The sequence below is a fragment of the Halopseudomonas laoshanensis genome (assembly GCF_008365385.1).
Classification (GTDB): Bacteria; Pseudomonadota; Gammaproteobacteria; order Pseudomonadales; family Pseudomonadaceae; genus Halopseudomonas; species Halopseudomonas laoshanensis.
The window spans coordinates 1,200,230-1,225,013 of sequence record NZ_QOVF01000001.1; the positions used below are offsets into that span (position 1 = coordinate 1,200,230).

Annotated in this window: 22 protein-coding genes; 12 read left to right on the plus strand and 10 right to left on the minus strand. The window is 57.0% G+C overall.

Annotated elements, in window-relative coordinates; all coding sequences use genetic code 11:
• Window position 1: 1 nt before the first annotated feature.
• Complete coding sequence (gene ppsA / locus DT594_RS05520; protein WP_149331714.1) at window positions 2-2,380, minus strand: phosphoenolpyruvate synthase; 2,379 nt, start codon at window positions 2,378-2,380, stop codon at window positions 2-4.
• A gap of 152 nt (window positions 2,381-2,532) precedes the next feature.
• Here ppsA and ppsR point away from each other — a divergent pair, with 152 nt between their 5' ends.
• Window positions 2,533-3,351 (plus strand): posphoenolpyruvate synthetase regulatory kinase/phosphorylase PpsR, encoded by an 819-nt coding sequence (gene ppsR / locus DT594_RS05525; protein WP_149331715.1) that lies wholly within the window; start codon window positions 2,533-2,535, stop codon window positions 3,349-3,351.
• 7 nt (window positions 3,352-3,358) lie between these two features.
• On the opposite strand, the gene DT594_RS05530 is transcribed toward ppsR, so the two are convergent.
• A complete protein-coding gene (locus DT594_RS05530; RefSeq protein WP_149331716.1) occupies window positions 3,359-4,285 on the minus strand; it encodes a LysR family transcriptional regulator in 927 nt (308 codons plus the stop codon).
• 281 nt (window positions 4,286-4,566) lie between these two features.
• Between DT594_RS05530 and DT594_RS05535 the strand changes: the two genes are divergently transcribed.
• Window positions 4,567-6,825: a TonB-dependent receptor domain-containing protein gene (locus tag DT594_RS05535; protein WP_149331717.1), complete on the plus strand. Its 2,259-nt coding sequence runs from the start codon at window positions 4,567-4,569 to the stop codon at window positions 6,823-6,825.
• Window positions 6,826-6,878: 53 nt separating this feature from the next.
• On the opposite strand, the gene DT594_RS05540 is transcribed toward DT594_RS05535, so the two are convergent.
• Together DT594_RS05540 and DT594_RS05545 are read right to left on the minus strand one after the other, a co-directional pair.
• Window positions 6,879-7,931: an AraC family transcriptional regulator gene (locus tag DT594_RS05540; protein WP_149331718.1), complete on the minus strand. Its 1,053-nt coding sequence runs from the start codon at window positions 7,929-7,931 to the stop codon at window positions 6,879-6,881.
• The gene (locus DT594_RS05545; RefSeq protein WP_149331719.1) at window positions 7,928-8,845 is read right to left on the minus strand and encodes a GGDEF domain-containing protein; all 918 of its coding nucleotides are present in this window, start codon (window positions 8,843-8,845) and stop codon (window positions 7,928-7,930) included. The genes DT594_RS05540 and DT594_RS05545 overlap by 4 nt, the downstream gene beginning before the upstream one ends.
• A 357-nt stretch (window positions 8,846-9,202) precedes the next feature.
• Between DT594_RS05545 and DT594_RS05550 the strand changes: the two genes are divergently transcribed.
• From DT594_RS05550 to DT594_RS05590, 9 genes are all read left to right on the plus strand, one after another.
• Window positions 9,203-11,728, plus strand: coding sequence for a TonB-dependent receptor (locus DT594_RS05550; protein ID WP_149331720.1), 2,526 nt, complete (start codon window positions 9,203-9,205; stop codon window positions 11,726-11,728).
• A gap of 56 nt (window positions 11,729-11,784) precedes the next feature.
• Window positions 11,785-13,779 (plus strand): phytase, encoded by a 1,995-nt coding sequence (locus tag DT594_RS05555; protein ID WP_149331721.1) that lies wholly within the window; start codon window positions 11,785-11,787, stop codon window positions 13,777-13,779.
• An 82-nt stretch (window positions 13,780-13,861) separates the two neighbouring features.
• Entirely contained in the window at window positions 13,862-14,548 is a 687-nt protein-coding gene (tolQ, locus tag DT594_RS05560; RefSeq protein ID WP_149331722.1) for a protein TolQ, read from the plus strand.
• A gap of 5 nt (window positions 14,549-14,553) precedes the next feature.
• Window positions 14,554-14,994: a protein TolR gene (tolR, locus tag DT594_RS05565; protein ID WP_149331723.1), complete on the plus strand. Its 441-nt coding sequence runs from the start codon at window positions 14,554-14,556 to the stop codon at window positions 14,992-14,994.
• Window positions 14,995-14,998: 4 nt separating this feature from the next.
• On the plus strand, window positions 14,999-15,862 hold the full coding sequence (locus DT594_RS05570) for an energy transducer TonB (RefSeq protein WP_149331724.1): 864 nt from the start codon (window positions 14,999-15,001) through the stop codon (window positions 15,860-15,862).
• 3 nt (window positions 15,863-15,865) lie between these two features.
• Window positions 15,866-17,845, plus strand: coding sequence for a PhoX family protein (locus DT594_RS05575; RefSeq protein ID WP_149331725.1), 1,980 nt, complete (start codon window positions 15,866-15,868; stop codon window positions 17,843-17,845).
• Window positions 17,846-17,915: 70 nt separating this feature from the next.
• Entirely contained in the window at window positions 17,916-18,800 is an 885-nt protein-coding gene (locus DT594_RS05580; protein WP_149331726.1) for a metallophosphoesterase family protein, read from the plus strand.
• A gap of 124 nt (window positions 18,801-18,924) precedes the next feature.
• Complete coding sequence (locus DT594_RS05585; protein WP_425460511.1) at window positions 18,925-20,205, plus strand: benzoate/H(+) symporter BenE family transporter; 1,281 nt, start codon at window positions 18,925-18,927, stop codon at window positions 20,203-20,205.
• A 38-nt stretch (window positions 20,206-20,243) separates the two neighbouring features.
• Window positions 20,244-20,402: a YqaE/Pmp3 family membrane protein gene (locus DT594_RS05590; RefSeq protein ID WP_096345018.1), complete on the plus strand. Its 159-nt coding sequence runs from the start codon at window positions 20,244-20,246 to the stop codon at window positions 20,400-20,402.
• Window positions 20,403-20,424: 22 nt separating this feature from the next.
• On the opposite strand, the gene DT594_RS05595 is transcribed toward DT594_RS05590, so the two are convergent.
• Window positions 20,425-21,198: a CHAD domain-containing protein gene (locus DT594_RS05595; RefSeq protein ID WP_149331727.1), complete on the minus strand. Its 774-nt coding sequence runs from the start codon at window positions 21,196-21,198 to the stop codon at window positions 20,425-20,427.
• Window positions 21,199-21,327: 129 nt separating this feature from the next.
• Between DT594_RS05595 and DT594_RS05600 the strand changes: the two genes are divergently transcribed.
• Window positions 21,328-21,780 (plus strand): DUF411 domain-containing protein, encoded by a 453-nt coding sequence (locus DT594_RS05600; protein ID WP_149331728.1) that lies wholly within the window; start codon window positions 21,328-21,330, stop codon window positions 21,778-21,780.
• On the opposite strand, the gene DT594_RS05605 is transcribed toward DT594_RS05600, so the two are convergent.
• The 5 genes from DT594_RS05605 to DT594_RS05625 form a co-directional block, all read right to left on the minus strand.
• Window positions 21,764-22,111 carry a YkvA family protein gene (locus DT594_RS05605; protein WP_218574477.1) on the minus strand — a complete coding sequence of 116 codons (348 nt, stop codon included), beginning with the start codon at window positions 22,109-22,111 and terminating at the stop codon, window positions 21,764-21,766. The genes DT594_RS05600 and DT594_RS05605 overlap by 17 nt on opposite strands.
• A gap of 67 nt (window positions 22,112-22,178) precedes the next feature.
• Entirely contained in the window at window positions 22,179-23,183 is a 1,005-nt protein-coding gene (locus DT594_RS05610; RefSeq protein WP_149331729.1) for a GGDEF domain-containing protein, read from the minus strand.
• Window positions 23,184-23,391: 208 nt separating this feature from the next.
• Window positions 23,392-23,808, minus strand: a complete 417-nt coding sequence (locus DT594_RS05615; RefSeq protein ID WP_096345014.1) for a SufE family protein — start codon at window positions 23,806-23,808, stop codon at window positions 23,392-23,394.
• A gap of 54 nt (window positions 23,809-23,862) precedes the next feature.
• Entirely contained in the window at window positions 23,863-24,396 is a 534-nt protein-coding gene (gene sufT / locus DT594_RS05620; RefSeq protein WP_178091429.1) for a putative Fe-S cluster assembly protein SufT, read from the minus strand.
• 1 nt (window position 24,397) lies between these two features.
• Window positions 24,398-24,754, minus strand: a complete 357-nt coding sequence (locus DT594_RS05625) for a HesB/IscA family protein (protein WP_149331730.1) — start codon at window positions 24,752-24,754, stop codon at window positions 24,398-24,400.
• Between the last annotated feature and the right edge of the window lie 30 nt (window positions 24,755-24,784).

Genomic DNA, 24,784 nt, shown 5'->3' on the forward strand with positions numbered 1-24,784 from the left:
GTCAACTCTCCTCAAGGGCGTTTTCTGACAGGAAGAACCAGGTATCCATGACCGAATCTGGGTTCAGCGAGACGCTTTCGATACCCTGCTGCATCAGCCAACGGGCGAGATCGGGATGGTCTGATGGACCCTGCCCGCAAATCCCGATGTATTTGTCCGCAGCGAGGCATGCTGAAATAGCCATGGCCAGAAGCTTCTTGACCGCCGCATTACGCTCATCGAACAGGTGAGCGATGATGCCGGAATCACGGTCCAGGCCCAGCGTGAGCTGAGTCAGGTCATTGGAGCCAATCGAAAAGCCATCGAAATGCTCGAGAAACTCTTCGGCCAGCAACGCATTTGCAGGAAGCTCGCACATCATGATCAATCGCAGACCATTTTCGCCGCGTTTGAGGCCATTCTCGGCGAGCAGCTCAACCACCTGCTTGGCTTCGCCGACAGTGCGTACGAAGGGCACCATGATTTCTACGTTAGTGAGGCCCATGACGTCGCGCACGTGCTTCATTGCGCGGCACTCAAGCTCAAAGCAGTCACGGAATGAATCGCTGATATAACGCGATGCGCCGCGGAAGCCAAGCATTGGATTCTCTTCTTCCGGCTCGTACAAGCGGCCGCCAATCAGGTTGGCATATTCATTCGACTTGAAATCAGATAGCCGGACGATAACCTTCTTTGGCCAGAATGCGGCGGCCAGCGTACTGATGCCTTCGACCAGCTTTTCGACATAAAAGCCGACCGGATCATCGTAGCCAGCGATACGTTTTTCGACGCTGTCGCGCACATCTGCAGGCAGGCTGTCGAAATTCAGCAAGGCTTTGGGGTGCACGCCAATCATGCGGTTGATGATGAATTCAAGACGCGCCAGACCCACACCTTCGTTAGGCAGGTTCGCAAAATCAAAGGCGCGATCCGGATTACCGACGTTCATCATGATCTTGAACGGCAAATCAGGCATGGCGTCGACGCTGTTAGTGCGGATGTCGAACGACAGCTGGCCGGAGTAGATCATGCCGGTGTCACCTTCAGCACAGGAGACGGTCACTTCCTGACCATCGCGCAGCTCTGAAGTGGCGTTACCGGTACCCACTACCGCAGGAATACCCAGCTCACGAGCGATAATCGCCGCATGGCAGGTACGGCCGCCGCGGTTGGTCACGATAGCGCTGGCGCGCTTCATGACCGGCTCCCAATCGGGATCAGTCATGTCGGAGACCAGCACATCACCGGGCTGGACCTTGTCCATTTCGCTGACGTTATGGATGATCCGTACTCGCCCTGCGCCAATACGCTGGCCGATGGCACGACCTTCCACCAGAATTTCGCCCTTTTCCTTGAGCAGGTAGCGTTCCATGACGTTGACGTTGTTGCGGCTCTTGACCGTTTCGGGGCGCGCCTGAACGATATACAGCTGGTTGTCGTCACCATCTTTGGCCCACTCGATATCCATCGGCCGACCATAATGTTTCTCAATGATCAGCGCCTGGCGGGACAAGTTGGTGACTTCTTCATCACTCAGGCAGAAACGTGAGCGCTCTTCCTTGTCGACGTCCACCGTCTTGACCGAGCGGCCTGCACTGGCGACTTCGCCATAGATCATCTTGATTGCTTTGCTGCCCAGATTGCGACGCAGGATGGCCGGGCGGCCTGCTTCGAGGGTGGGCTTATGAACATAGAACTCGTCAGGGTTGACTGCGCCCTGCACTACCGTTTCACCCAAACCGTAGGCGCCGGTGATGAACACTACATCACGGAAACCGGACTCGGTATCCAACGTAAACATGACGCCGGCAGTACCGGTTTCAGAGCGAACCATGCGCTGCACGCCCGCCGACAAGGCGACCAGTTTGTGGTCGAAGCCCTGGTGCACACGGTAGGCAATGGCGCGATCATTAAACAGCGAGGCAAACACTTCCTTGGCCGCACGGATCACATTGTCCACACCGCGTATATTAAGGAAGGTTTCCTGCTGGCCGGCAAAGGAGGCGTCTGGAAGATCTTCGGCGGTGGCGGAAGAGCGCACGGCTACGGCGAGATTGTCATTACCGTTGGACAGCTCGGCAAAGGCAGTACGGATTGCCTGATCCAGCGCGTCAGGGAATGGTGCTTCCATCACCCACTCGCGGATCTGTGCCCCGGTACGGGCCAGCGCATTCACATCTTCCACATCCAGCGCATCAAGCGCGGCATGGATGCGTTCGTTCAGACCACTTTGTTCCAGAAATTCGCGGTAGGCTTCAGCCGTGGTGGCAAAACCGCCGGGGACAGAAACACCGGCGTGGGCCAGGTTGCTGATCATTTCGCCAAGGGACGCGTTCTTGCCGCCCACCCGCTCGACGTCATCAACGCCCAGATGCTCGAAGGACACTACGTACTCTAACAAGGTGATCTCTCCGTAAATCAATGAATTTTAGCTCCGCCGGATGGCGGTATCTGGCCTGTCTGACACAAATGCGCCACAATGCCGGCACAGAGACCAGCGAGGCGCTTTACTTGCCAGCTGCACTCAGCCACTGACATCTTAAGGCTTCACGCATGAAACGCACCGCTTTTTTCATTTCCGATGGCACAGGCATTACCGCCGAAACACTGGGTCAGAGTCTGCTGTCTCAATTCGAGAACATCGAATTCATCAAGCTGATCAGACCCTACGTTGATACCGTCGAAAAAGCGCGGAACATGGTACAACAAATCAATGCAGCTGCCGAGCGTGACGGTGAGCGGCCTATCATTTTTGACACCGTGGTCAACCGTGAGATCCGTGCGGAGCTGGCCAGTTGCAACGGCTACATGATCGATATTTTTGCCACCTTCCTGGCTCCGCTTGAGCAGGAGCTGGGCGACGGATCGTCCTATTCAGTCGGCAAGTCCCACTCTATCCAGCACAATCATCACTATCAGGATCGCATCGATGCGGTGCATTTTGCGATGGACAATGACGATGGTGCCCGGACCCAGCAATATGACAACGCCGATATCATTCTGGTTGGCGTATCGCGTTGCGGCAAGACACCCACCTGTATCTATCTGGCTCTGCAGTACGGCATCCGCGCTGCGAACTATCCACTGACTGAAGACGACATGGAACGGCTGCAACTGCCGCCTGCACTCAAGCAGCACAAGGAAAAGCTCTTCGGGCTGACCATCGAGCCCGAACGTCTGGCGAGTATCCGTGAGCAACGTCGCCCCAACAGTCGCTATGCCAGCTTCGCCCAATGCGAATTTGAAGTGCGCGAAGTAGAGAACCTGTTCCGCCGGGAAAATATCTCCTACGTTAATTCAACCACTTTTTCCGTAGAAGAAATATCCGCGAAAATCCTGGTGCAGATGGGCATTGAGCGTCGACTTAAATAAACGTCCGTCAGACCCGCTCGACAGTCTCACGCCAGGCATCCGGCACAGATTCGCGTAGCCAGTCCTGCAGGGCCGAGACCTTTTTTGCCGGATGGCCAAAATTACACAACAAGGTCACCGGCAAGCTCGCCGGTTGCCAGCCTTCCATGCACGCGACAAAACTACCCGGATGCGCTTGCTCATAGCGCTGGGCGTACCAGCTGGGCAGCACCCCAACGCCTTTACCGCGCACGACCGCGTCAGCCTGCAATACCAGGCTATCGACCTTCATCCGCGAGACCGGCGGCTGAAACACGTACTCGCCCTCCTCTGTATGTACCAGCGCCACCGGCTGCCGCCCCGCCTCCAGTACATCTACCCAGGCGCGTTGTTCAAGCTCTGTCGGGTGCAGTGGCAAGCCGTGTTCGCTGGCGTAACCTGGGCTGGTGAACAAACCCGCCTGCCAGGTGCCGATAATTTCGGAGCGCAAGCCGCTCGCCTCAACGTCACCCAGCCATAACCACAGGTCCCCTGCGCTCTCCTGCTCGAAGGCAGGCGCCCTGGAGCTGACTTGCACGTCCAGCAGAATATCCGGGTAGCGCTGCAGAAATGCATCCAGGACCGTCGGTAACCAACCTCTTTCAAAGGCATTGTGAACATGCAGCACCAACCGTCCACTGGCCTCCTCGCGTAATTCGTCCAGCGCCTGCTGACTGTGCTCGGCCAGTTCGATCAACTGCTTGCAGTATTTATAGAAGAGATTGCCTGCTTCGGTTGGCGTCAACCGATTGGAATGTCTGAGCAGCAGACGCTGACCTACGCGGTTTTCCAACTGACTGATGCGCCGGCTGAGCGTCGACTTGGGTAAGCCCAGGCTGGACGCTACGGGTGTCAAACCACCTTGCTCAACCACCAGCGCAAATACTGTCAACTCGCTGAAATCATGATGTACCACTCGCTAACCACTCCCGGCCTTCAATGCGTAAAACGGATGAGTACCGACGAGTGGCTGTCACTGCGGCAGTGCTACTGAATCCTGCAGATAATGGGAAGTGCTGTCAATTGCGAAACGATGGCATTTGTTGCGTTTTTATCAACCTTGCGTTGCGAAGAATGCTGTCGAACTTTGATCCCTGCCTGAATAGAATTCACGCCGACTAAATGGTAACCATTCTTGATTGCATTCAAGAGCGAATCGTATGACGCCAGCATGGCGCCGCTAGGAGAGCACAGCACATGACGCATAAAACTTTTCTCAAAACCCCTTTACCTACCGGGATTATTGCCGGGCTGTCATTGCTGGCCAGCAGCGTAGCCATTGCCAATGATGAGGCTATTCGGCTGGCTGATACCGTAGTGACAGCGTCAGGGTTTGAGCAAAAAATCACCGATGCCCCTGCCAGCATCAGCGTCATCAGTAATGAAGACCTGCAACAGAATCGCTATGCAAATCTAGCCCAGGCGCTGGACGGTGTTGAAGGCGTGGATATCCGTCAAGGCACAGGTAAAACGGGCGGCTTGGATATCAGCATCCGCGGCCTACCGAGCGAATACACACTGATACTCATCGATGGCCGCCGGCAGAATACCGCAGGCAACGTGACGCCGAACGGTTTCAACGACACTGCTACCAGCTTTATGCCGCCGTTATCGGCGATTGAGCGTATCGAGGTTATCCGCGGCCCAATGTCCACCTTGTATGGCTCTGATGCCATGGGCGGCGTGGTCAACATCATCACCAAAAAAGTCGGAACGCATTGGGGCAGCTCCGTCACCGTCGATCATACCTTCCAGGAAGATAGCGATTACGGCGCCACCAGCAATGCAAATCTGTACAGCAGCGGCCCGCTGATTGATGGCCTGCTAGGGCTTGCGGTGCGCGGCAGCATCTTTGACCGCCAGGAATCGGACCTGACTTTTGCTGACGACAGCACCGTCAGCAAGCGCGGCGCTTCACCTGTTGAGGGTGGCAACTACACCGTCGGTGCGCGCCTTAACTTGACGCCGACGGCTAACCACGATTTTTCACTGGATTTGGACCGCAGCATCCAGCGATATGAGAATGACGATTGCCAATTGGGCAATCTGGACGGCCGAACTGGTGGTAGCGCTGTCACCGGCTGTAACGTCGCGGCACCGACCCGAGCCAATGGCTATAGCGATGAGCTTCGCTTCGAGCGCGAGCAGGTTGCCCTCACCCACCAGGGACGCCTGGGTTTTGGCACGGCAACCAGCAGTCTGACGCACAGCACTACCGAAACCCTAGGGCGAACCATCCCAGGCACGCCCATTGGCGACAGTTACGACGGCTATCCGCAGATCGTCGTAGGCGATGACCGCGAACTGAAATCGCGTGATCTGGTTTTGGATACCAAGCTCGTCGCCCCGCTGGGACAGGCGCATATAGCCACCGTTGGCGCCCAGTGGTGGGATGCCGAAGTCACCGACGGCATTGCTGACGATACATTCCAGCAGACCTCGTGGGCGTTATTTGCTGAAGACGAATGGCGTATTCGCGACGACTTGGCGCTGACGTTGGGTGGCCGGTACGAAGATCACGAAGCCTTCGGCGGTAACTTCAGCCCACGCGCTTATTTGGTCTGGAATACCACTGATAGCTGGACCATGAAGGGCGGGGTAACCCAAGGCTATAAGACCCCCACATTGAACCAACTGCATGACGGTATAAGCGGTGTCACCGGCCAGGGTTCAACGCTGACGATCGGTAGTCCCGACCTAGAGCCTGAAACCACCACAAATACTGAATTCGGCGTGTACTACGACAACCTGAATAATTTCAGTGCCAACGTTACCGTATTCCATAACAAATTTGAGGATAAGATCGACGACGGCACGGCACTACCCAATTGCTTTTCAGCTGATGCCGACGTGCCCGCAGGCCAGCCTGGCTGCATTGAATTTGGACCCGGCTTCACCCAAGGTAGCTTCGCGCAAAGCACCAACATAGGCGAAGCAGAAACCCAGGGTATCGAACTGGGCAGCCGCTGGGAGTTCGCTCCGGCCTGGAGCCTGAGTGCCAACTACACCTATACCGATAGTGAGCAAAAGAGCGGCGATAACAAGGGTGCGCCCCTGACCAATACCCCGGACCATTTGCTATTCGCGCGTTTGAACTGGGCAGCCACTCAGCGGGTCAATCTTTGGCTCAAGGGTGAATATCGCAGTGAACGTGCTAGGTTTATTGACCGTTATGACAATTTGAGCGCAGGCAATCAGGCGCTACAGGACGCAGCGGGCGATCTCAAAGCCTACGAAGTCTTTCACCTCGGTGGTTCATTACAAGCGACCGATGATCTGACCCTGAACGCAACCATCTACAACGTGCTGGGGAAAGATTTCACCGAGGGCAGCTACTACACCACCAACACCGGTGCCACTGGCTGGGCATCAGATTACATCCAGAGCGGACGGTCAACTGACGGCACACTGGAAGAAGGTCGGCGCCTTTGGCTGTCTGCCACCTATCAATTCTAAACCTACGGTGACCAAAACGCCCCGTCTAACTTGGTTAGCCGGGGCGTTCTATTTTACGCCAGCCTACCAATCAAATCGCTAGGCAGGTGTCCGGTCCAACGTTTGAAGGAACGACGAAAATTGGCGCGGTCATTAAAGTTGAGGTAAGCGGCGACTTCATCACTGGAGAAGCCTTTGCTGAGATACAGGTCGAGCGCGATATAGGTTCGCACTTGATCGAGCTGCTGTTGAAACTGCGTATCGTGGCGTTTCAATTTGCGCTTAAGCGTCGCGGCGCTCATTCCATGCGCCTCGGCCAAACGTTCCAACCCCAATGGCTGGCGCATCCGAGATTGGCTGATGTGATCATGGATGTGATCGAACAGGGCATCAAGAATGCTTGGCGCCAGTTCATTGGCCGCAGCCAGTTCATGGAGACTGGCCTGCTCGGCGACTTGGCCAACTGTCACCGACGCATGTGGCCATGACTTGACCAGATACTCACGCGGCAAGCGCATCAGGTTCTGCGGGCAACTGAAACGCACGTCCTCCCCCAGATGGACCCAATACTGTTCAATGTAGCCCGGCTGTGTGTGTCGCAACTGGTACTGCCATGGCAGAGGCTCGCCGGAAAGCCACCGGCACATTGCGGTCACTGCGGTCATCGCCGCCTCTACCAGGAAGACTTCACGTGCTCCGGTGCCGCAACTGTCAAACCAATGCAGGTAGACGAACTTGTCGTCTAGTCTGACGCGCGGTGTAAGCAGAGGTGACACGCGCCGCCGCAGCAATACCAGGCGTTCCAGCGCCTGACTCAGGTTCTGCGCATGCCGCAGCGCGTGGCTGGCATGGCCGTAATGACCTGGCAGCAGTTGTTGGCCAAATAGAAAGCTGCAATCGTCACTACCTTGCAGTTGCTGGGCGTTGTCGATCAGGCGCAGGAATTGCTCGGTGCAGATGCGTTGTTGGCCGGTCAGAATATCCTGATAGAAAAGCCCGGTACCACGCAACAGACGATGGCTGTCTATACCGCGTGTCAGCGCCAGATCAATCAAGCATGCAGGCTGATGATGAGCCTGAATAAAGCGCTCGTCACGTTCGTACCAAGGGTTTGGCTGAGCACTCATGCGCTACGCGCCAACGGTGTTTGCTTGGCGCGCGCCATCGTCATGTTCAAACGCTCAAGCAGACGCTCCGCGCTCTCTTGCCGTGCCATAGCTGCCACGGTAGTCGCGCTAAGTATTAGCCGCTCGCCCTGGCCGGCAGTTCGGTAGGCAAGATGTGCGATAGCCATAGAAAGCTCAGTCGCCACGATCACGGCCTGAGACTCCAAGGTATTGGGCAGTACAACGACGAAACGGTCGCCCGCCAGACGGCAGAGCAAGTCATGCTCACGCAGGTTCAGCAACACCAGTTGGGTCACCACCTGCAATACGCGGTCCCCCTCCTTCTGGCCAAAATCGCGGTTGATCATATTGAAGCTGTCCATATCCAGCATGATCAGCGACAAGGGCTGCCGGTCTATCTCCGCTTGCTTGATGGTCAGTTCAATCTGGGTTTTGAGGTAGGCTGCGCCGCCTAGAGGCGTAAGTTTGTCGAACTGACGGTGCTCGCGGTAGAGCCGTTCTCGGTTGCGCATTTGCGCGCTGATGGCTAATTGCTCGCGATGCCAGTGATAAATCCCGAACGTCAGCAGGACAAACCCCACCGGCATTGGCCCTGACTCCAGCCAGGCGTCCCATCTGACGCTATCAGCCATCTGCACGAACTCATCGGTGACATCCATCCACAGCGAAAAGAACAGGCAAGCCAGCCCCAGAAACAGCAGATCCGTCACACGTCCTGCCGGCCGACTTTTCAGCAGCAGGCAGATCCAGATCAACACCAGAGCCGCAGAGCCGCCCTCGCCTGCTATATCCAGCCAGGCCCAGGCTGCAACGGACTTCACGTCACCGAGCGACAAATGCAGGATCAAGCCCAGATTCGATATCACCAGCAGTGACAACAGCTTGATACGGTGCAGCGCGAACAACGAGGGCATATTGGCCTCCGACTATAAGGGTCCGCCCAGAACAACAGATGCATATGACAGAGAGATGGCAGCCCCTGGGTCATTTCGGCTCAGGCCAGTGCAACACCTTTAGTTTAATTCGGCTGAATACCCCGCTTCGCTGCCGCAGGACCGCGTAAAACCGTTGGGGTAATCCGGGCTGAACGAGTCATATCAGCTCAAAACCGCCACCATATCGCTCCAGAACCCCCTGAATCCGCACCATGGCGGCGCAGCTGTAACCAAAGTGACATCTGCGCTCCCTAAGGTCCGTTAGCAGCTAAGCACGCCAGCCACGTTAGCTAACCACGTGATGCTCATAAGCAGCCAACCAGGGGAGAACGAATCATGTCAGGACCGAAGCAACCGATTAAAAGCAGAGGCTTCAGAATCAGCCTCATGGCGCTGGCGATCAGCACCTGCACTCAGGTGTGGGCAGCCGAGACTCAGCCAGAAGTTGTCGAGGTCATCGGTCAGGCCGCGCAACTGGAGAAGGCGCTCGAAGAGCAGCGTCAGTCCAGCTCGATCAAGAGCGTCGTGCATGCCGACGCCATCGGTCAATTGCCTGACGACAATGCGGCAGAAGCCCTGCAGCGCGTACCAGGCCTCTCGGTCGAACGCGACCAGGGCGAAGGACGCTTCGTTCGAGTACGCGGGCTGGGCTCTGATCTCAACAGCGTGACCATCAATGGCACGCTGGTGCCTGCTCCGGAGGACGACCGCCGCGCAGTGGCGCTGGACGTGTTGCCCAGTGAGTTGGTGCAATCACTCTCTGTGGTTAAAACGCTGACCCCGGACATGGACGCCAACTCCCTCGGCGGCACCATCGAAGTAGAGAGCCTCTCCGGCTTCGATCACGATGAGCTGTTCTACAGCCTGAATGCCGAAGGCAGTTACGACGACAACACCAGCCAGACCAGCCCGAAAGTCTCGGGGTCATTCAGCAATCGCTTCAGTCTCGGCGATGGGATTGACAACTTTGCGGTGGCAGCCGCGGTCAGTTGGCAAGACCGCGACTTCGGTTCGGATAACGTCGAAACCGGAGGCGCCTGGGATTTCGATAACGGCGCTGCGCTCGAGGAGATCGCCCAACGCCGCTATGACATTACCCGCGAGCGCTCTGGTGCCGGACTCAATTTCGATTACCGGCCTGATGAAGACACAGAAGTGTACTTGCGTACGCTGTACAGCCGGTTCAAGGACGATGAAGTACGTCAAGCGAGCATCGTCGAGTTTGCCGATCCCCAGCAGGCGGGTCAGATCGGTGAAGCCGAAGCAGTTCGTGAGCTTAAGGCCCGCGAAGACACCCAGGAGGTCAAGAGTCTGGTGCTCGGCGGCAAGCGCCGAATGGGTGATTGGACCCTCAGCGCCCAGGGCGGCTATAGCCAGGCCAGCGAGAAAAGCCCGGAGGGCATCGCCAACGCCGCCTTTGTAGGCAATACCGGCGATATTGATGCGGGCTTCAGCGACACCCGCAAGCCGCAGCTGAATATTGGCGACAGCTTCTACGATCCCGCCAGCTATACCCTCGAGGAAGTCGAGTGGGAAAAGCAGACGACCACAGATACCGAACGCAATATCCGTATTGATCTGACCCGTGATTTCTACGTCAACAACATGCCCTCACAGTTGCAGTTCGGCGGCAAAGCCAGCCGACGCAAGAAGGACAACGATCTGGATGTCTGGATCTACGAAGACTTTGCCGACCAGGGTTTCACCGACGAACAGCTGAACATGACCAATTTCACCAGCGGGGATGTCGATAGCGGGCTCGGACGCTTCGGGCCCGGAGCTTCTCCGGAGGCTGTGCGGAACCTGATAGGTGGGCTGGATCGCGACAGCTTTTACGCTGAAGAAGAGTCGCGCATCAATGACTTTGACATCAATGAAGACATCAACGCCGGCTACATCATGAACACCCTGGATATAGATGCTCTGCGCATCATTGCCGGGGTGCGTTATGAAAGCACCAAGCTCGATGCGCGTGGTACTGGTCTGACTGACGGGGTGTTTGAACAGAGCAACACGACCAACGGTTACCACCATTGGTTGCCGGGCCTGCATGCGATCTATCAGCTCAACGCCGATACGCAAATTCGCGCCGCCTGGACTAACAGCGTGGTACGACCCACCTTTGGTCAGCTATTCCCTGGCTTCGTACTGGACGGCGATGAAGCCGAGTTTGGCAATCCTGAACTCGATCCCCTCGAAGCGCGCAATTTCGACCTGGGCATTGAGCATTACATGGGCCGCGCGGGCGCCGTATCCGCGTTTGTGTTCTACAAGGATATTGAAAACTTCATCTATACCGCTGACGTAGCCGGCACGGGTGACTACGTCGGCTTTGATGAGGCATTCACCTCAGTCAATGGCGACAAAGCCGAAGTCTATGGCCTTGAGTTGGCCTACTCGCAAAAATTCAACTGGCTGCCCAGCCCTTGGAACGGTTTATTGCTCAATGCCAATTCCACCTTTACTCGCTCCAAGGCACGTATAGATCAGTTCGACCAAGACCTGGGCGCTCAGCGTGGCCGCACCATCAGCCTGCCTGGGCAGTCGGACGTCACCGGCAACCTGACGCTCGGCTGGGAGAACGACAAGCTCAGTCTGCGCCTGTCCAGCAACTACAAGTCTGACTACCTGGATGAAGTAGGCGATGTCCTGGATGAGCGTTACGACTATCAGGTCGACGACCAGTTGTTTATCGACTTCAGCGCCAGCTACTTCCTCACTGAGAGTCTTCAGGTGTTTTTCGAGGCGCAGAACCTGACCGACGAATCCTATTACGTCTACACCGGCAGCCGGCGCTTCAACGCCCAATACGAAGAGTACGGCCCGACCTACAAAGTCGGCCTGACGCTCAGCCAGTTCTGACCCTTTACCGCCCCGGTCGATGCAGGCCGGGGCCCATCCGATATTGGAAGCACATGATGACTAACAGTTTCACACTCTCATTGGCCGCTACATTGGTCTCTACGGGAATCCTGCTGAGCGGCTGCGCTCCGGCCGAAAGCCAGGCCAGCGGCGAGCAACAGCATGCTGCCGCACCAGTAGCCAGCAGCACTACCGCTGACGAACAACCGGCACTGGCGCTCACAGGCTGGGAACCCGATGCTGCGGGGAAAGCGGAAAGCTGGAAAATGCTGGCTATAGCGAACAACGATGCTGATATCGACCGCGCTGCTGCCAATAGTAAAGGTCTGTGGTTAATGAATGCCCAAGGCCAAGTACAAGCCCAGTTACCTGGTCGTTTTGCCGCCCTGGACGCTCGCGAGCACGCAGACGGTTTGACCCTGGCCACCGTTGACAGCCTCACAGCCAGGCCCATGCTGATCAGGTTCAATAGCGAAGACCTGAGCTTTGGCCAACCCCTGTATTTGCCCGCTACCGACTACAAGGTCGAAAACCTCTGCTTGTACCGCGACGAAAGCCAAAACCTTTTCGTCTTTCTGCTCGGCGAAGAGGGTATTGGCGAACAATGGCTGGTAGCGACTGATCAGCGCCTGCTCGACGCCGGTCTGCCGGTGCGACGACTGAGCATGCCGCCAGAAAGCGAGTTTTGCTCGGTTGATGAACAGCAGCATCTGTTGTTCGTTAACGAAGAATCCGTAGGGGTCTGGGCCTATGGAGCCCATCCGGAAGCCGAGCTGAGCCGCGAGGCGATCGATATGGTCGTTCCCTTTGGTTCGATAGCTGGAAGCGTTGCGGGAGTCTCATCCATTCCCGGCGGATTGCTGGTGCTGGATGCCGAAAGCCAGCAGCTGCACCGCTATCAGCAAACCGATGAGCGCTGGAATGCCCTGCCTTCGATTCTGCTCGACCAACTGGCAGAACCAGAGCGGATCAGCAGCAGAATCAACGATAGCGGCGTGGAGCTGCTGCTGGTCAACGACGGTGAATCAATGCTTAACGTGGGCGAGCTGCACTGGCAACCGGAGCCGTTCAAACAGCCCGCACCTTTGCCAGTGCTGGTATCCGCAGTGCACACCGACCCAGTGCCCAGCGCTGGCGATGCCGCAGATGATCCGGCGATCTGGGCGCATGCCAGCCAGCCTGAGCATAGCCGTGTACTAGGCACAGACAAGCGTGCAGGCCTGGGCGTCTATGACCTGCAGGGCAAGGAGCTGCAATTTCTGCCGGGGGGCAGGCTGAACAATGTCGATCTGCGTCACGACTTTGCCTTCGACGGTCGCACCGTCGACCTCGCCGTTGCCAGCAATCGCGATAAGAACAGCCTGCATCTGTTTGCCATTGACCAAGCTAGCGGTGAGTTGAGTGACATCGGCCAGATCGCCACGCCGCTCAGTGAGATCTACGGATTGTGCATGAGCCAGTCGCCCGACGGTGATATCTACGCCATCCCCAACGACAAAAGTGGCCGCTTCCTGCAATACCGGATCAGCTCCGAAGGCAAGCAGGTCAAGGGTGAACTGGTGCGCGAATTCGCCACGCAAAGCCAGCCAGAAGGCTGTGTTGCCGATGATCAACGCCAGATGTTGTTTATCGGTGAAGAGGATGTAGCGGTATGGGCGCTGGATGCCCGCGCTGATGCCCCGATCGATCTGCATCAGGTAGTCGGCATTGGTGGGTTGATCAAGGACGACATCGAAGGCCTGGCCTTTTATCAAGATCCCGAACATCCCTATCTGGTGATCTCCAGCCAGGGTAACAACAGTTACGTGGTATTGGACGGCGCAGCGCCTTATGCCTTACGCGGCGCTTTCCGAGTCGGGCTGAACGCCGAACAAGGCATCGATGGCGTTTCTGAAACCGATGGACTGGAAGTCAGCTCCCGCAATCTGGGCGGCGCATGGGGTGCCGGCATGCTGGTGCTTCAGGACGGCCGCAAACGCATGCCAGAGGGCAACCAGAACTACAAGTACGTGCCTTGGCAGGCTGTCGCAGAAGCGCTGAATCTGGACTGAACCCGCCACAAACCGTCATACAACCATCATTCAATAAGTGTACGGGCTGTCGACGACAGCCCCTTGCCGGAGAAACCAAGCCATGCCTACTACGGTAGACAGTATGTCCATTTGGGGATTAGTTGAAGAAGCCAGCGTGCTGGTGCAGATCGTCATGCTGATCCTGGTCGCAGCGTCTATCGCTTCCTGGTTCGTGATCGTCCAACGCACTGCGTTGATGGCGTCTGCCAGACGCTCGCTGCGCCAGTTCGAGAATCGCTTCAAGACTGAAGGCAGCCTCGATCAATTGTTCTCCACACCCGGCGAACAACACAGCGCCGCCGAGCAGGTGTTCCGGTCGGGCTTCAGTGAATACCGGCATCTGAGCCAGCATGCTGACACCGAGTCGACCGCGGTAATGGAAGGTAGTCAGCGCGCAATGATGACGGCCATCGCCCGGGAAGAGAAACGCCTGGAGAAGCAACTGCCGTTTCTCGCGACTGTCGGCTCAGTAAGCCCCTATATCGGCCTGTTCGGCACCGTATGGGGGATCATGAACTCCTTTATCGGTCTATCGCAGGTGCAGCAGGCAACCCTGGCCGCCGTTGCGCCAGGGATTGCCGAAGCGCTGATCGCCACCGCAATCGGCCTGTTCGCAGCGATACCCGCGGTCATCGCCTACAACCGCTTTGCCGCCAGCAGTGAAGATCTGATCGCCAGCTATTACACAGTGGCGGATGAACTCGCCACCTTGCTGCATCGTCGCCTGCACACCCCTGGCCAGAGGTAATCCGCATGCGCCCAGTCAGGCACAAACGCAAGCCAAAAGCGGAGATGAATGTGGTGCCCTATATCGATGTGATGCTGGTGCTGCTGGTGATCTTTATGGTCACGGCACCCATGCTGACCCAGGGCATTCAGATCGAGCTACCGAAAGTGGCCAGCGAAGCTCTGCCCAGCGAAGACACGCAGTCCATTGTCACGCTGTCGGTCGAGGCCGACGGCACCTACCACTGGAATCAGGGCGAGACGGTAGACACAGAGGAGTACAGCAATAGTGCTAGCAGCCTGCAGGACATGTCCGCACGCGTGTCCGGACTGGTTGCCGCCGATCCTGACACGCAGGTATTCATCCGTGCCGACAGCCAAGCTGGTTATGGGCTGGTAGTCGCCGGTATGGCCGCACTGCAGCAGAACGGTGTAACCCAGATAGGCCTGATAACGGAGGCGCCTTGAGCCGATGACTGCCATGCTCCCCCCTACCACGCCACTGCATTCTACTGCAGCGCAACCCGGAACAGTCGGCCATTATGTGTGGCCCGCCGTGACCACCGTCATTCTGCATGCTGCGGTTTTTGCGCTGCTGTTGGGCAACTGGTCGCCGGCAGCACCGGCTGTGGACAAGGAAAAGGTACTGAAAACACGACTGGTGACCCTTAGTGTTGAGCCGGTTGTCGAGCCCGCTCCTGCGCCAGTCCCAGAGCCAATATCAGTGGCGCCGATAACGCCCGCCGAACCGCCGCCCGCCCCTGTTCCGCCAGCAAAAGTGGCGCAACCAGCAGAGCCAGCCGAGCCGAGAGTCGATCAGGCGGCGATAGCTCGCAAGCGGGCCAAGGAGCAAGAGCGGTTGGAACAGCAGCGCGAAGCCCGGCTGGCGGAACAGAAACGCCAGGAACAAGCGCGCCTGGAAGAACTGCAGCGCCAAGCGCAAGAACAGGAGCGCGAGCGGCAACGCCAGGCATTGGCTGCCGAGCAGGCGCGCCAGCAGGCTGAGGCACAGCGCCTGCTTGCAGCACAGGCGAAACAAGCGGCTGAAGCCGCGAGCATCAGCCAGTATCAACCTGTCAGTAAAAAGCCGCCAGCCTATCCAAAGCGGGCGCTTGACCAACGTAAGGAAGGCGATTGTACCGTGGAGTACACGGTCACCGAACAGGGCAAGGTGGACAACCCAGTCGTGGTCGACGGCGGCTGTGATGACCCCGTGTTCGCCCGCCCCGCCCTGGCGTCGGCAAAAAGCTTTCGTTACAAACCGCGTGTCGTCGATGGCGTGGCAGTGGCCGTGCCTGGCGTACGCAATACCTTTCGTTTTCGTCTGGAGCACTAACCCATGCGACAGGAGCATCAGCTCTATCACGCCAGTCTTGAAGCAGTGGATGACCAGAGCATCAACCCCAGTACGGCCCCCAGCCTGGACAGCATGATCAATCAGAGCCGGCGCAACCTGCTGAAGGGCAGTCTCGCTGTAGCAGCGTTCGGCTTTTTTGGCGGTAATCTACTTCTGAGTCGGGAAGCCGTCGCGGGCACGTCTCCACTACTGGGTTTCAAGGGCGTCGCTGCGCAGACATCGTCTACTTTTGACCGGGTCATCGTCGCACCGGGGTACACCGCTAAAGCGTTTTTTAGCTGGGGTGATGCGGTATTGGCCGGAGCCCCGGCCTGGCAGCCAGATGCCTCGGATGATTGGCAGGCGCAATTGCAGCAGGCTGGCGACAATCACGACGGCATGCATTTTTTCCCCTTCGCCCAGGCGCCCAATAGCCACGGTCTGCTGGTCATCAACCACGAGTACATCAACCCTACGCTGCATCCCCAGGGACTGACCTTTACCCAGGACGCAACCGGCGCAAAACAGCGCCCAATCGATCAGGTGCGCAAGGAGCAGGCGGCGCACGGCATCAGCATTATCGAAGTTCGCCGTGACGCTCTTGGCGCTTGGCAGCGGGTCGCTACGTCAGCCTATAACCGCCGAATCAGCGGCATGACGCCGATCAACATTGCTGGCCCGCTCAAGGCCGACGCGCGGATGAAAACCCTGAGCGACCCGAGCGGTACTCAGGTTCTGGGCACGTTAAACAACTGTTCCATGGGCGTCACACCCTGGGGTACTTACCTGGCCTGCGAGGAAAATTTCCATAACTATTTCGTCAACCGCGATGCCGAGGATTATCAGCAGCGTGCCGAACACCGCCGTTACGGGATTGGCAACGGCGTCAGTAGTGTCTACTACGCCTGGGAATCAGTGGACGCACGCTTCGATGCCACTCCCTACGCGGGCCAGCAACATAATGGCCACTGCAACGAGCCCAATCGGTTTGGCTGGGTAGTAGAGATAGATCCCTTTGATCCAGACAGCACGCCGGTCAAGCGTACGGCCATGGGTCGTTTGGGTCGTGAGTGCTCAGTGCTTTCTCTACATGCCAACGGCAGCATGGCGCTCTATTCCGGAGACGACAGCCGCGGTGAATATGTCTACAAATTCGTTCCCCAAGGTCGGTTTGATCCGGCTCAACCACAAGCAAATCGCCAGTTGCTAGATGCTGGGACCCTCTATGCGGCGCGGTTCAATGCAGATGGATCCGGCGAGTGGCTGGCTCTGGTCTGGGGTGAGAATGGTCTGACCGCTGAGAATGGGTTTGCCGATCAGCAAGCGGTATTGCTGAACGCCCGGGGCGCGGCTGATGTATTGCAGGCGACGCCAATGGACCGTCCGGAGTGGGTGGCAGTGCACCCGCAGAGCCTGGAGGTCTACGTCACCCTGACCAACAACACCGAGCGCGGCGAGCGCTTTGCAGTAGATGCCGCCAACCCCCGGCCGGACAACCTGCACGGCCAGATTCTGCGCTGGAATGAAGCCGGCGGCGACCCTACAGCCACTCGTTTTACCTGGGAACTGTTCCTGCTCGCCGGGGACCAGCCTGGGGCCCTGGATAACGAAGGTCAGCCCATTCCCGAGCACCTGACGGGCACGATCAAGGGCGATATTTTTTCATCGCCGGATGGTTTGGCATTTGATGCCGGCGGCAGGCTGTGGATCCAGACCGACTCTGATGAGGATGCCGCGCACACCGCCAACACTGGCTGCAACCAATTGCTCTGCGCTGACCCGGTCAGCCGTGAGGTACGGCGTTTTCTGGTCGGCCCCTGGGGCGCCGAAATCACCGGCCTTACCTGGACGCCAGACTATCGCAGCATGTGGATCAATGTGCAGCACCCCGGCATCAGCTACCCCGCCAGCGACGGTAAGTCTCGCCCGCGAAGCACAACGGTGCTGATTACCAAGGACGATGGCGGCGTAATAGGGACCTGAGCCTAGACGCCACGTTATTTCCGCACCAGTAAATCAACATTAGGTCTCTGCCAACAAACCCTGGAGTCATATGAACATTTTTACCTACACGCGCACTTGCTCGATCGCTGCACTGTTGGCGATAGCTTCACCCCTGGTGAACGCTGATATCGCTGCGCACGCCGAGCCAGTGTTGAGCTTTGCTGTACTGGGGGATGCCGAGCCCAAGCCTTTAGCGGAGTTCCCACACCTGGCCAGGTCTGTCGATCATGTGAACGCACTGGCCGCCGTACAACCAATGGACTTCGTCGTCGGCGTAGGCGACATCGCCCACAAGGGCACGCTGGTACAATACGACAACGCCACCAAGGAACTGGAGCGTCTTGACTTACCCTTCTACCCCATCATGGGTAACGAGGAGCACGGTTCGAGCGTTGCTCGTTTTTTGCATTACGCAAACCTTTGGAATGCGGGCAAGGTGCATATCGCTGACGCCCGTTACGTCGTGGAGCAGGAGCAGGTCGCCCTGGTGTTTGCGTCACCGGATCACGGTCGTGATTTCGACAACAGTGGAGTTGATTGGATTGCCGAACAGATTTTCCGGCTGCATCCCAAGCCGGTCTTTCTGGTAGTGCATGGCGCCCAGGCTGGCGCCTTTCCAGAAAATGCCGAGAAAGGCATAACCAATACCACCTTTGAAAAGATCACGCGCATGGACAATCTTGCCGCGGTCATTTCCGGCGATCTGCATATGGATATGGACCGGGTCGATCATTCGAAAAGGATCGACGACGTGCATTATTTGCACATCCCGGCGCTGGAGCGCACCAAAATTCCGGATGAAAGCAACCACACAGCGATGTTTAGAGTGGTTTCTCTGTATAACAACGGCGAGGTAGTGGTAGACACCTTTGAAAGCGGTAGCGGCAATAGCCCACTCGAGCGCCATGATTACAGGTTTTCTCTGCACCGCTAAACCCGCTACCGGCGCAGCGTGTTTACAACTGTTGCTACCACTCCCGGTCTTGCTGTATCACCGCTTGGCCGGGCGTTCCCACTATCATGCAGTGAACCGCCCTCACCTTTTAGAGCTGTTCACTATGCGCCTGTCGAAACCATCCTCTACTGCTCGCCCGCTTCAGGTGTGGCGCGATCTCAATCTATCGACCCTGACCGCCGGCTTTGTTGCCATGCTGACCGGCTACAGCAGCTCGGTGGTGCTGATGGTGCAGGCCGGACAGGCAGCGGGTCTGAGCAATGCCCAGATCGCCTCATGGATCTGGGCTCTCTCCATCGGCATGGCAATCTGTACGCTGCTGCTGTCTCTGCGTTATCGTCTGCCGCTGGTGGTTGTCTGGTCTACGCCCGGTGCGGCTTTGTTGATCACCAGCCTGCCCGGCGTGTCATACAGTGACGCGATTGGCGCTTTTATATTCTGCGGGCTGCTGTTGCTACTCAGCGGAATCAGCTCAACCGTCGCCCGGCTGATGCGCTGGCTTCCCGCTTCTCTTGCTGCGGCCCTGTTAGCCGGCATCCTGTTTCGGATTGGCAGCCAGATTCTTCAGGCTGCGCAGGAGCAGATCGGCCTGGTGCTGGTGATGTTCGTCAGTTACCTGCTGGCCAAACGCTGGGCGCCGCGCTACGCCGTACTGTTAGCACTGTTCTGCGGCACTTTGATCGCCTGGGTGACCGGCATGCTGGATCTGCCTGAGGTGCAATGGCAAATCACGTTGCCAGAATGGACCACACCGAGCTTTTCCCTTAGCGCGATGATCAGCATCGGCTTGCCTTTGTATATCGTGGCCATGACCTCGCAGAACCTGCCAGGCCTGGCGATCCTCAAATCCGATGGCTACGAAGTGGACCCTGCACCGATCCTATCGCTGACCGGACTCATGTCCGTGTTGCTGGCCCCTTTTGGCTCTCACGGTCTGAATCTCGCGGCAATCAGTGCCGCGGTGTGTACCGGTCACGAAGCGCATCCTGATCCGGCCAAACGCTATACCGCAGCGCTCTGCTGCGGTGCATTGTTTGGCGCCATCGCCCTGTTTGCCGGGACCCTGACGGTGCTGTTCATGGCCCTGCCGCAAGCGCTGGTTATTTCTATTGCAGCCTTGGCGCTGTTAGGCTCGATTGCCAGTGGCCTGGCAAAAGCAATGGAAAGCCCAGGCGAGCGTGAGGCGGCATTGATTGCCTTTATGGTCGCAGCATCCGGCTTCACTCTGTTCTCGATCGGATCGGCTTTCTGGGGTCTGGTCGCGGGGGCCGCCACCTTGTTGCTTCTTCCCGGGACACCCCGGCAAACACCCGAACAGCCGCTGCAGAACCTGCCCCAACCGGCCATAGACGCTGAATTGGCTGGGGAACAAAAACAGCAATAACGCGTCGGAGGGGTGAAGCCAATGACAGGAGTAACCCTATGGATCTGATCCGCATTCTTATAGCAATCCTGCTGCCGCCGCTCGGCGTGTTTCTGCAAGTAGGCTTGGGTGGCGCATTCTGGCTGAATATTCTGCTCACGCTGCTCGGCTATATTCCGGGCATTGTTCACGCGGTATGGGTTATCGCCCGCCGCTAGGTTTCATGCTATGAGCCTTTTACTAACCTTTAGGGCTGCGCAGTAACTTGCGCAGTTTTTTAAGCCTTTTCCACGCACGCTCCGCCCTTTGATCAATCTGCGTCTGCCAGTGATCCCGACAACAGTACAGGTCAGTTTCACGCTCTGACATCATCAACCATTGCAGGTTATCGTGCCATTCGCCCAACTCATTCTGTGCACGCTTCAGCGCCTTGGTTAGCTCGGAACTGGGCAAAAGATATTCAGAATACGCTTGATATAAGTAACGCAGCTTTTTGATTTCCTTACGAACCTCATGCAAATCCGGGTTCTTTTTTCCCAGCGTTTTACGTAACTTTCGCGTCAGTTTGTAGGCGTAGTTGTCGAGCGTGTCAGACTCCAGCCGGTAATCATCCGACCCGACAGCCAACCGTTGCTCCAGATTGATGATCGCCAGCTGGAGCAGCCTGTAACGCAAGTCGCCAGCAAGCAACGCACAACTGGTCTGCATGGCTTCTTGGCGGCAGACGGCCTGATAATGCGCACCGCGCTTCTCCAGCTCCTGCACCAGCACCTGCCGATCCCGTAACGGCCCGGTCTCTCGACCTAACTCTGCCGAGAGGCTGTCAACACCGGAAAACCAATCGCCCTGCTCCCTCCATGGTCGCAACAAGCTGCGCAGCCTGCGCATCGCGATGCGAGTCTGATGTAAGGCTTCAGTGGCTGATGGATCCGCCAGCTGCGCAATATTCAGATCCAGAACACGATATTGATCTACCAGTGAGTCTTGTAAATACTGCAACACATTATCGCCCATGCAGCCCCACTCCAAAGGTATGATTCAACACAATAGCCTGCCCGTAGCGTGGCAGTGAAGGTGCCGAAATAGCGAAATTGTCAGTAAAAGTGTGACCAGGTAAACCGAAAAAAATTTGGGAGTAACTGCATGAAATCTTTGTTCGCATCGATCGCACTGGCCGCCAGCCTGTTCGTCGTTACCTTCTCTTCCGTACTCCAAGCGGCAGACCCAGTGGCGATTGACGTCTATCGCGACCCCAATTGTGGGTGCTGCAAGGCCTGGATAACGCATCTTGAAAATAATGGTTTCAACGTGACAGATCACGTCGAGAATAATATGAGTGCGCTCAAGAGCGAGCTGGGAGTACCACAGGAACTGGCTTCCTGTCATACCGCGGTGCTGGATGGTCGGTTTATAGAGGGACATGTTCCCGCCGCTGACATACTGAAAATGCGTCAGCAGCCGGACATCATTGGCTTGGCGGTTCCGGGGATGCCCGCGGGCTCACCCGGGATGGAGATGGGCGATCGGGTCGACGCCTATGATGTCATCAGTCTTGATGAAAATAACGACACTTCGGTGTTCAGCTCTTACCCTTGACCGGGCCAAACCAGCGCGCCAGCGTTTGGCGTGCGCGCTGTTTTACCTCGTCGTTGATATACAGCGAAACCAAGCCCAGCGCACCGGCCAAAGCGCCGAGGTCATCAGAATAACCCGCGAGCGGAATAAAGTCGGGGATTACGTCGATAGGCATAATGAAATAGGCCAGGGCGCCGTAGATGATGGTTTTCGCCCAGGCCGGTGTTTCGGGGCGTTGCGCGGCGTAATACAGGTACAAAGCGCGCTCCACCACTGCCAGTCCGGCCTTTTTGGCATAGTTGCCGAGTTTTAGCCAAAAACTTGCATCGGTATATTTGTCAGCCAGCGTCATGATTACACCTCCGCGTGAAGTCGAAAGCCTAACATGGAATGCACCCGCGCTCCGACGGAGTCGGCCCTCAACCCTTGGGGCTTATGATGTAGCGATTACGGCCCAGCTCTTTGGCCTTATACAAACATTGATCCGCTTCGTGCAGCCACTCATCGCTGTTGCCGTGTTGATGCAGCATGCATCCGCCGATGGATACGGTCACTGGGCCATCGGGCGTTTGTAACTGCTCTGCCACGGTGCCGCGAATGTGACTGGCGGCCTGCTCCAGCCCCGTGCGGTCTACCATCGGCAGCAAGAGTACGAATTCTTCCCCACCCATGCGAAACAACCGGTCAGACTGCCGACAACTGAGTTTAACGATCCGGGTAAACTCAGTCAGCACGTGGTCGCCGGCCTTGTGCCCATGTGCGTCGTTTACTTCCTTGAATAGATCCAGATCCAGCACCAGCAGACCGTAAGCGGTTTTATGTCGTTGATAATCGGCCATGGCGATATCCAGCTCCGCATCCATGGCTCTGCGGTTGCCGGCCCGTGTTAACGGATCCAGTGTCGCCAATTCGATCAGTTGCTCGCGCTGACGTCGGCCACGGTAGGCGAACACCGAGGCAAACAGGCTGGCGATCAAGCAGGTGACAGCGAAAGAGGTCATCTGATAATGGCTTTCAAAAACCAGACCTGGATTCAGATAGCCATAGGTACAAACCACGATCAAAGACGCGACCGTGGCCACCGCGCTTTGCAATGGCGGTACTACAAAGAAATTGAACAGAATCAGTGTGTAGAACCAGAACAGACCGTTGACGCCGAGCTTGATCGACACCAGTACCGCGCCTGCAGAGTAGATCAGTGCGAGAAACTGGCCAGGTCTGATGGTATCGCCGGTACGCCAGGCATAGAGAACCGCAAGCCCGGTACTGACAACGAGGAAAGCATCAACCAGCCCTACCCACAGATTCCCTTCAAGCAGCCGAAAGACAATATAGGGGGTAATACCAATCAGCGAGCACAGCCCGACCAGAGTGATGATGGAAAGTTGAAAGTCTTCTTTGAGACGTATCAAGATGCTCTGCATGGAATCCTGCGTAGAATTCTAAAGTGGCGCTATTATTGTTGTGCCCGAGACTCTCATCTGGGATAGCCCATCTCGGATTGCCCGCCCGGGACTTTCCGCCTGAGCCATCATCAGGATGGCCGCACTTTATAATCTGTTACCGCTGCCTACAATAGCTCAACGCCAGCATGGCACAATTGCCTGCACATCAATCCCTGATAGTCCTGTTTTAGACGGCCGCAGTCGCCTGGATGCGTTTGACCATAGCACGTAAACCGTTGCCGCGTGTCACGCTCAAATGCTTGATCAGATTCAATTGTTCAAAATAGTCTTCAATATCGAACTCACGGATAGCCGCGGGAGTCTTGCCGTTATAAGCCGCTAGCACCACGGCGAGCAAGCCCTTGACGATAAAAGCATCGCTGTCAGCGGCGAAATAGAGACGCCCGTCACGCTCTTCGCTGGCCAACCATACCTGGCTCTGACAGCCGCGCACAATATGCTCCTCGGTCCGCTGGCTGTCATCCATCGGCGGCAGCTCGCGACCCAGGTCGATAATGTACTTGTAGCGATCTTCCCAGCTGTCGAAGAATGCCAGCGTATCGACGATGTCTTCGCTACTGATGTCGGTACCAAACTCACTCATGCAACTTTTACCTTGAAGAAATCACCTTGAAAGAATCCCATTGAACAAACCAGATTAAAAGAACATTCCGGTTTCCAACTGGGCCTCTTCGCTCATCATGTCGCGGCTCCAGGGTGGATCAAATACCAGATCGACCTTGACCACATCCACATTGGGCACGCGACGCACGCGGTATTCGACATCACCGACCAGCACCGGGCCCATACCGCAGGCGGGCGCTGTCAGGGTCATGCGGATATCCACGCGCTTGGCCGCCTGATCAACCGCCACCGAGTAGATCAAGCCCAGATTCACCAGATCTACCGGAATCTCTGGATCATAGACCGTGCGCAGGGCTTCCCAGACCTGATCCTCGTTGATGGAATCGTCAGTCGGCTCCGGAAAGCTGAGCAATTCAGGCTCCAGGCCCAGGCTGGCCGCGTCAGTACCATCAACCCGCACCATCTGCCCGTGATAGGTCACGGTGTAGTTGCCACCCAGCGCCTGGGTAATGGTTACAAAGGTATCTTTGGGGATGGTCAACGGCGTGCCATCAGGAACCCGGCGCGCAGGACAATCTGCCTGCGCCACCACCATACGTCTTTCCATGTCAGCTCACACTAAAGCTTTCGCCGCAACCACACTGGTCTTTGACGTTGGGATTGATAAACCTGATCTGACGGTTGATACCCTCTTTGACCAGGTCGATTTCAGTGCCGGACAGCACGTTAAGGCTGTCGCGATCAATCAGCAGCTCAACCTGCTCATCGAGATGATAATGCAGGTCGCTGTCTGCGCCCTGCTCGACCATGTCGATCACGTACATAAAGCCGGTGCAGCCACTCTTCTTCACGCTCAGCCGCACGGACTTGCCGGCATCCGAGCCTAGCTGCCGACGGAAATGCTCCAGCGCTGCGGGTGTCACAGTGACTACCTGGCTGCCTGGATCGAAGGATTCAACGCTCATGCCATGACTCCTTTTGGAATGCAGATCCTG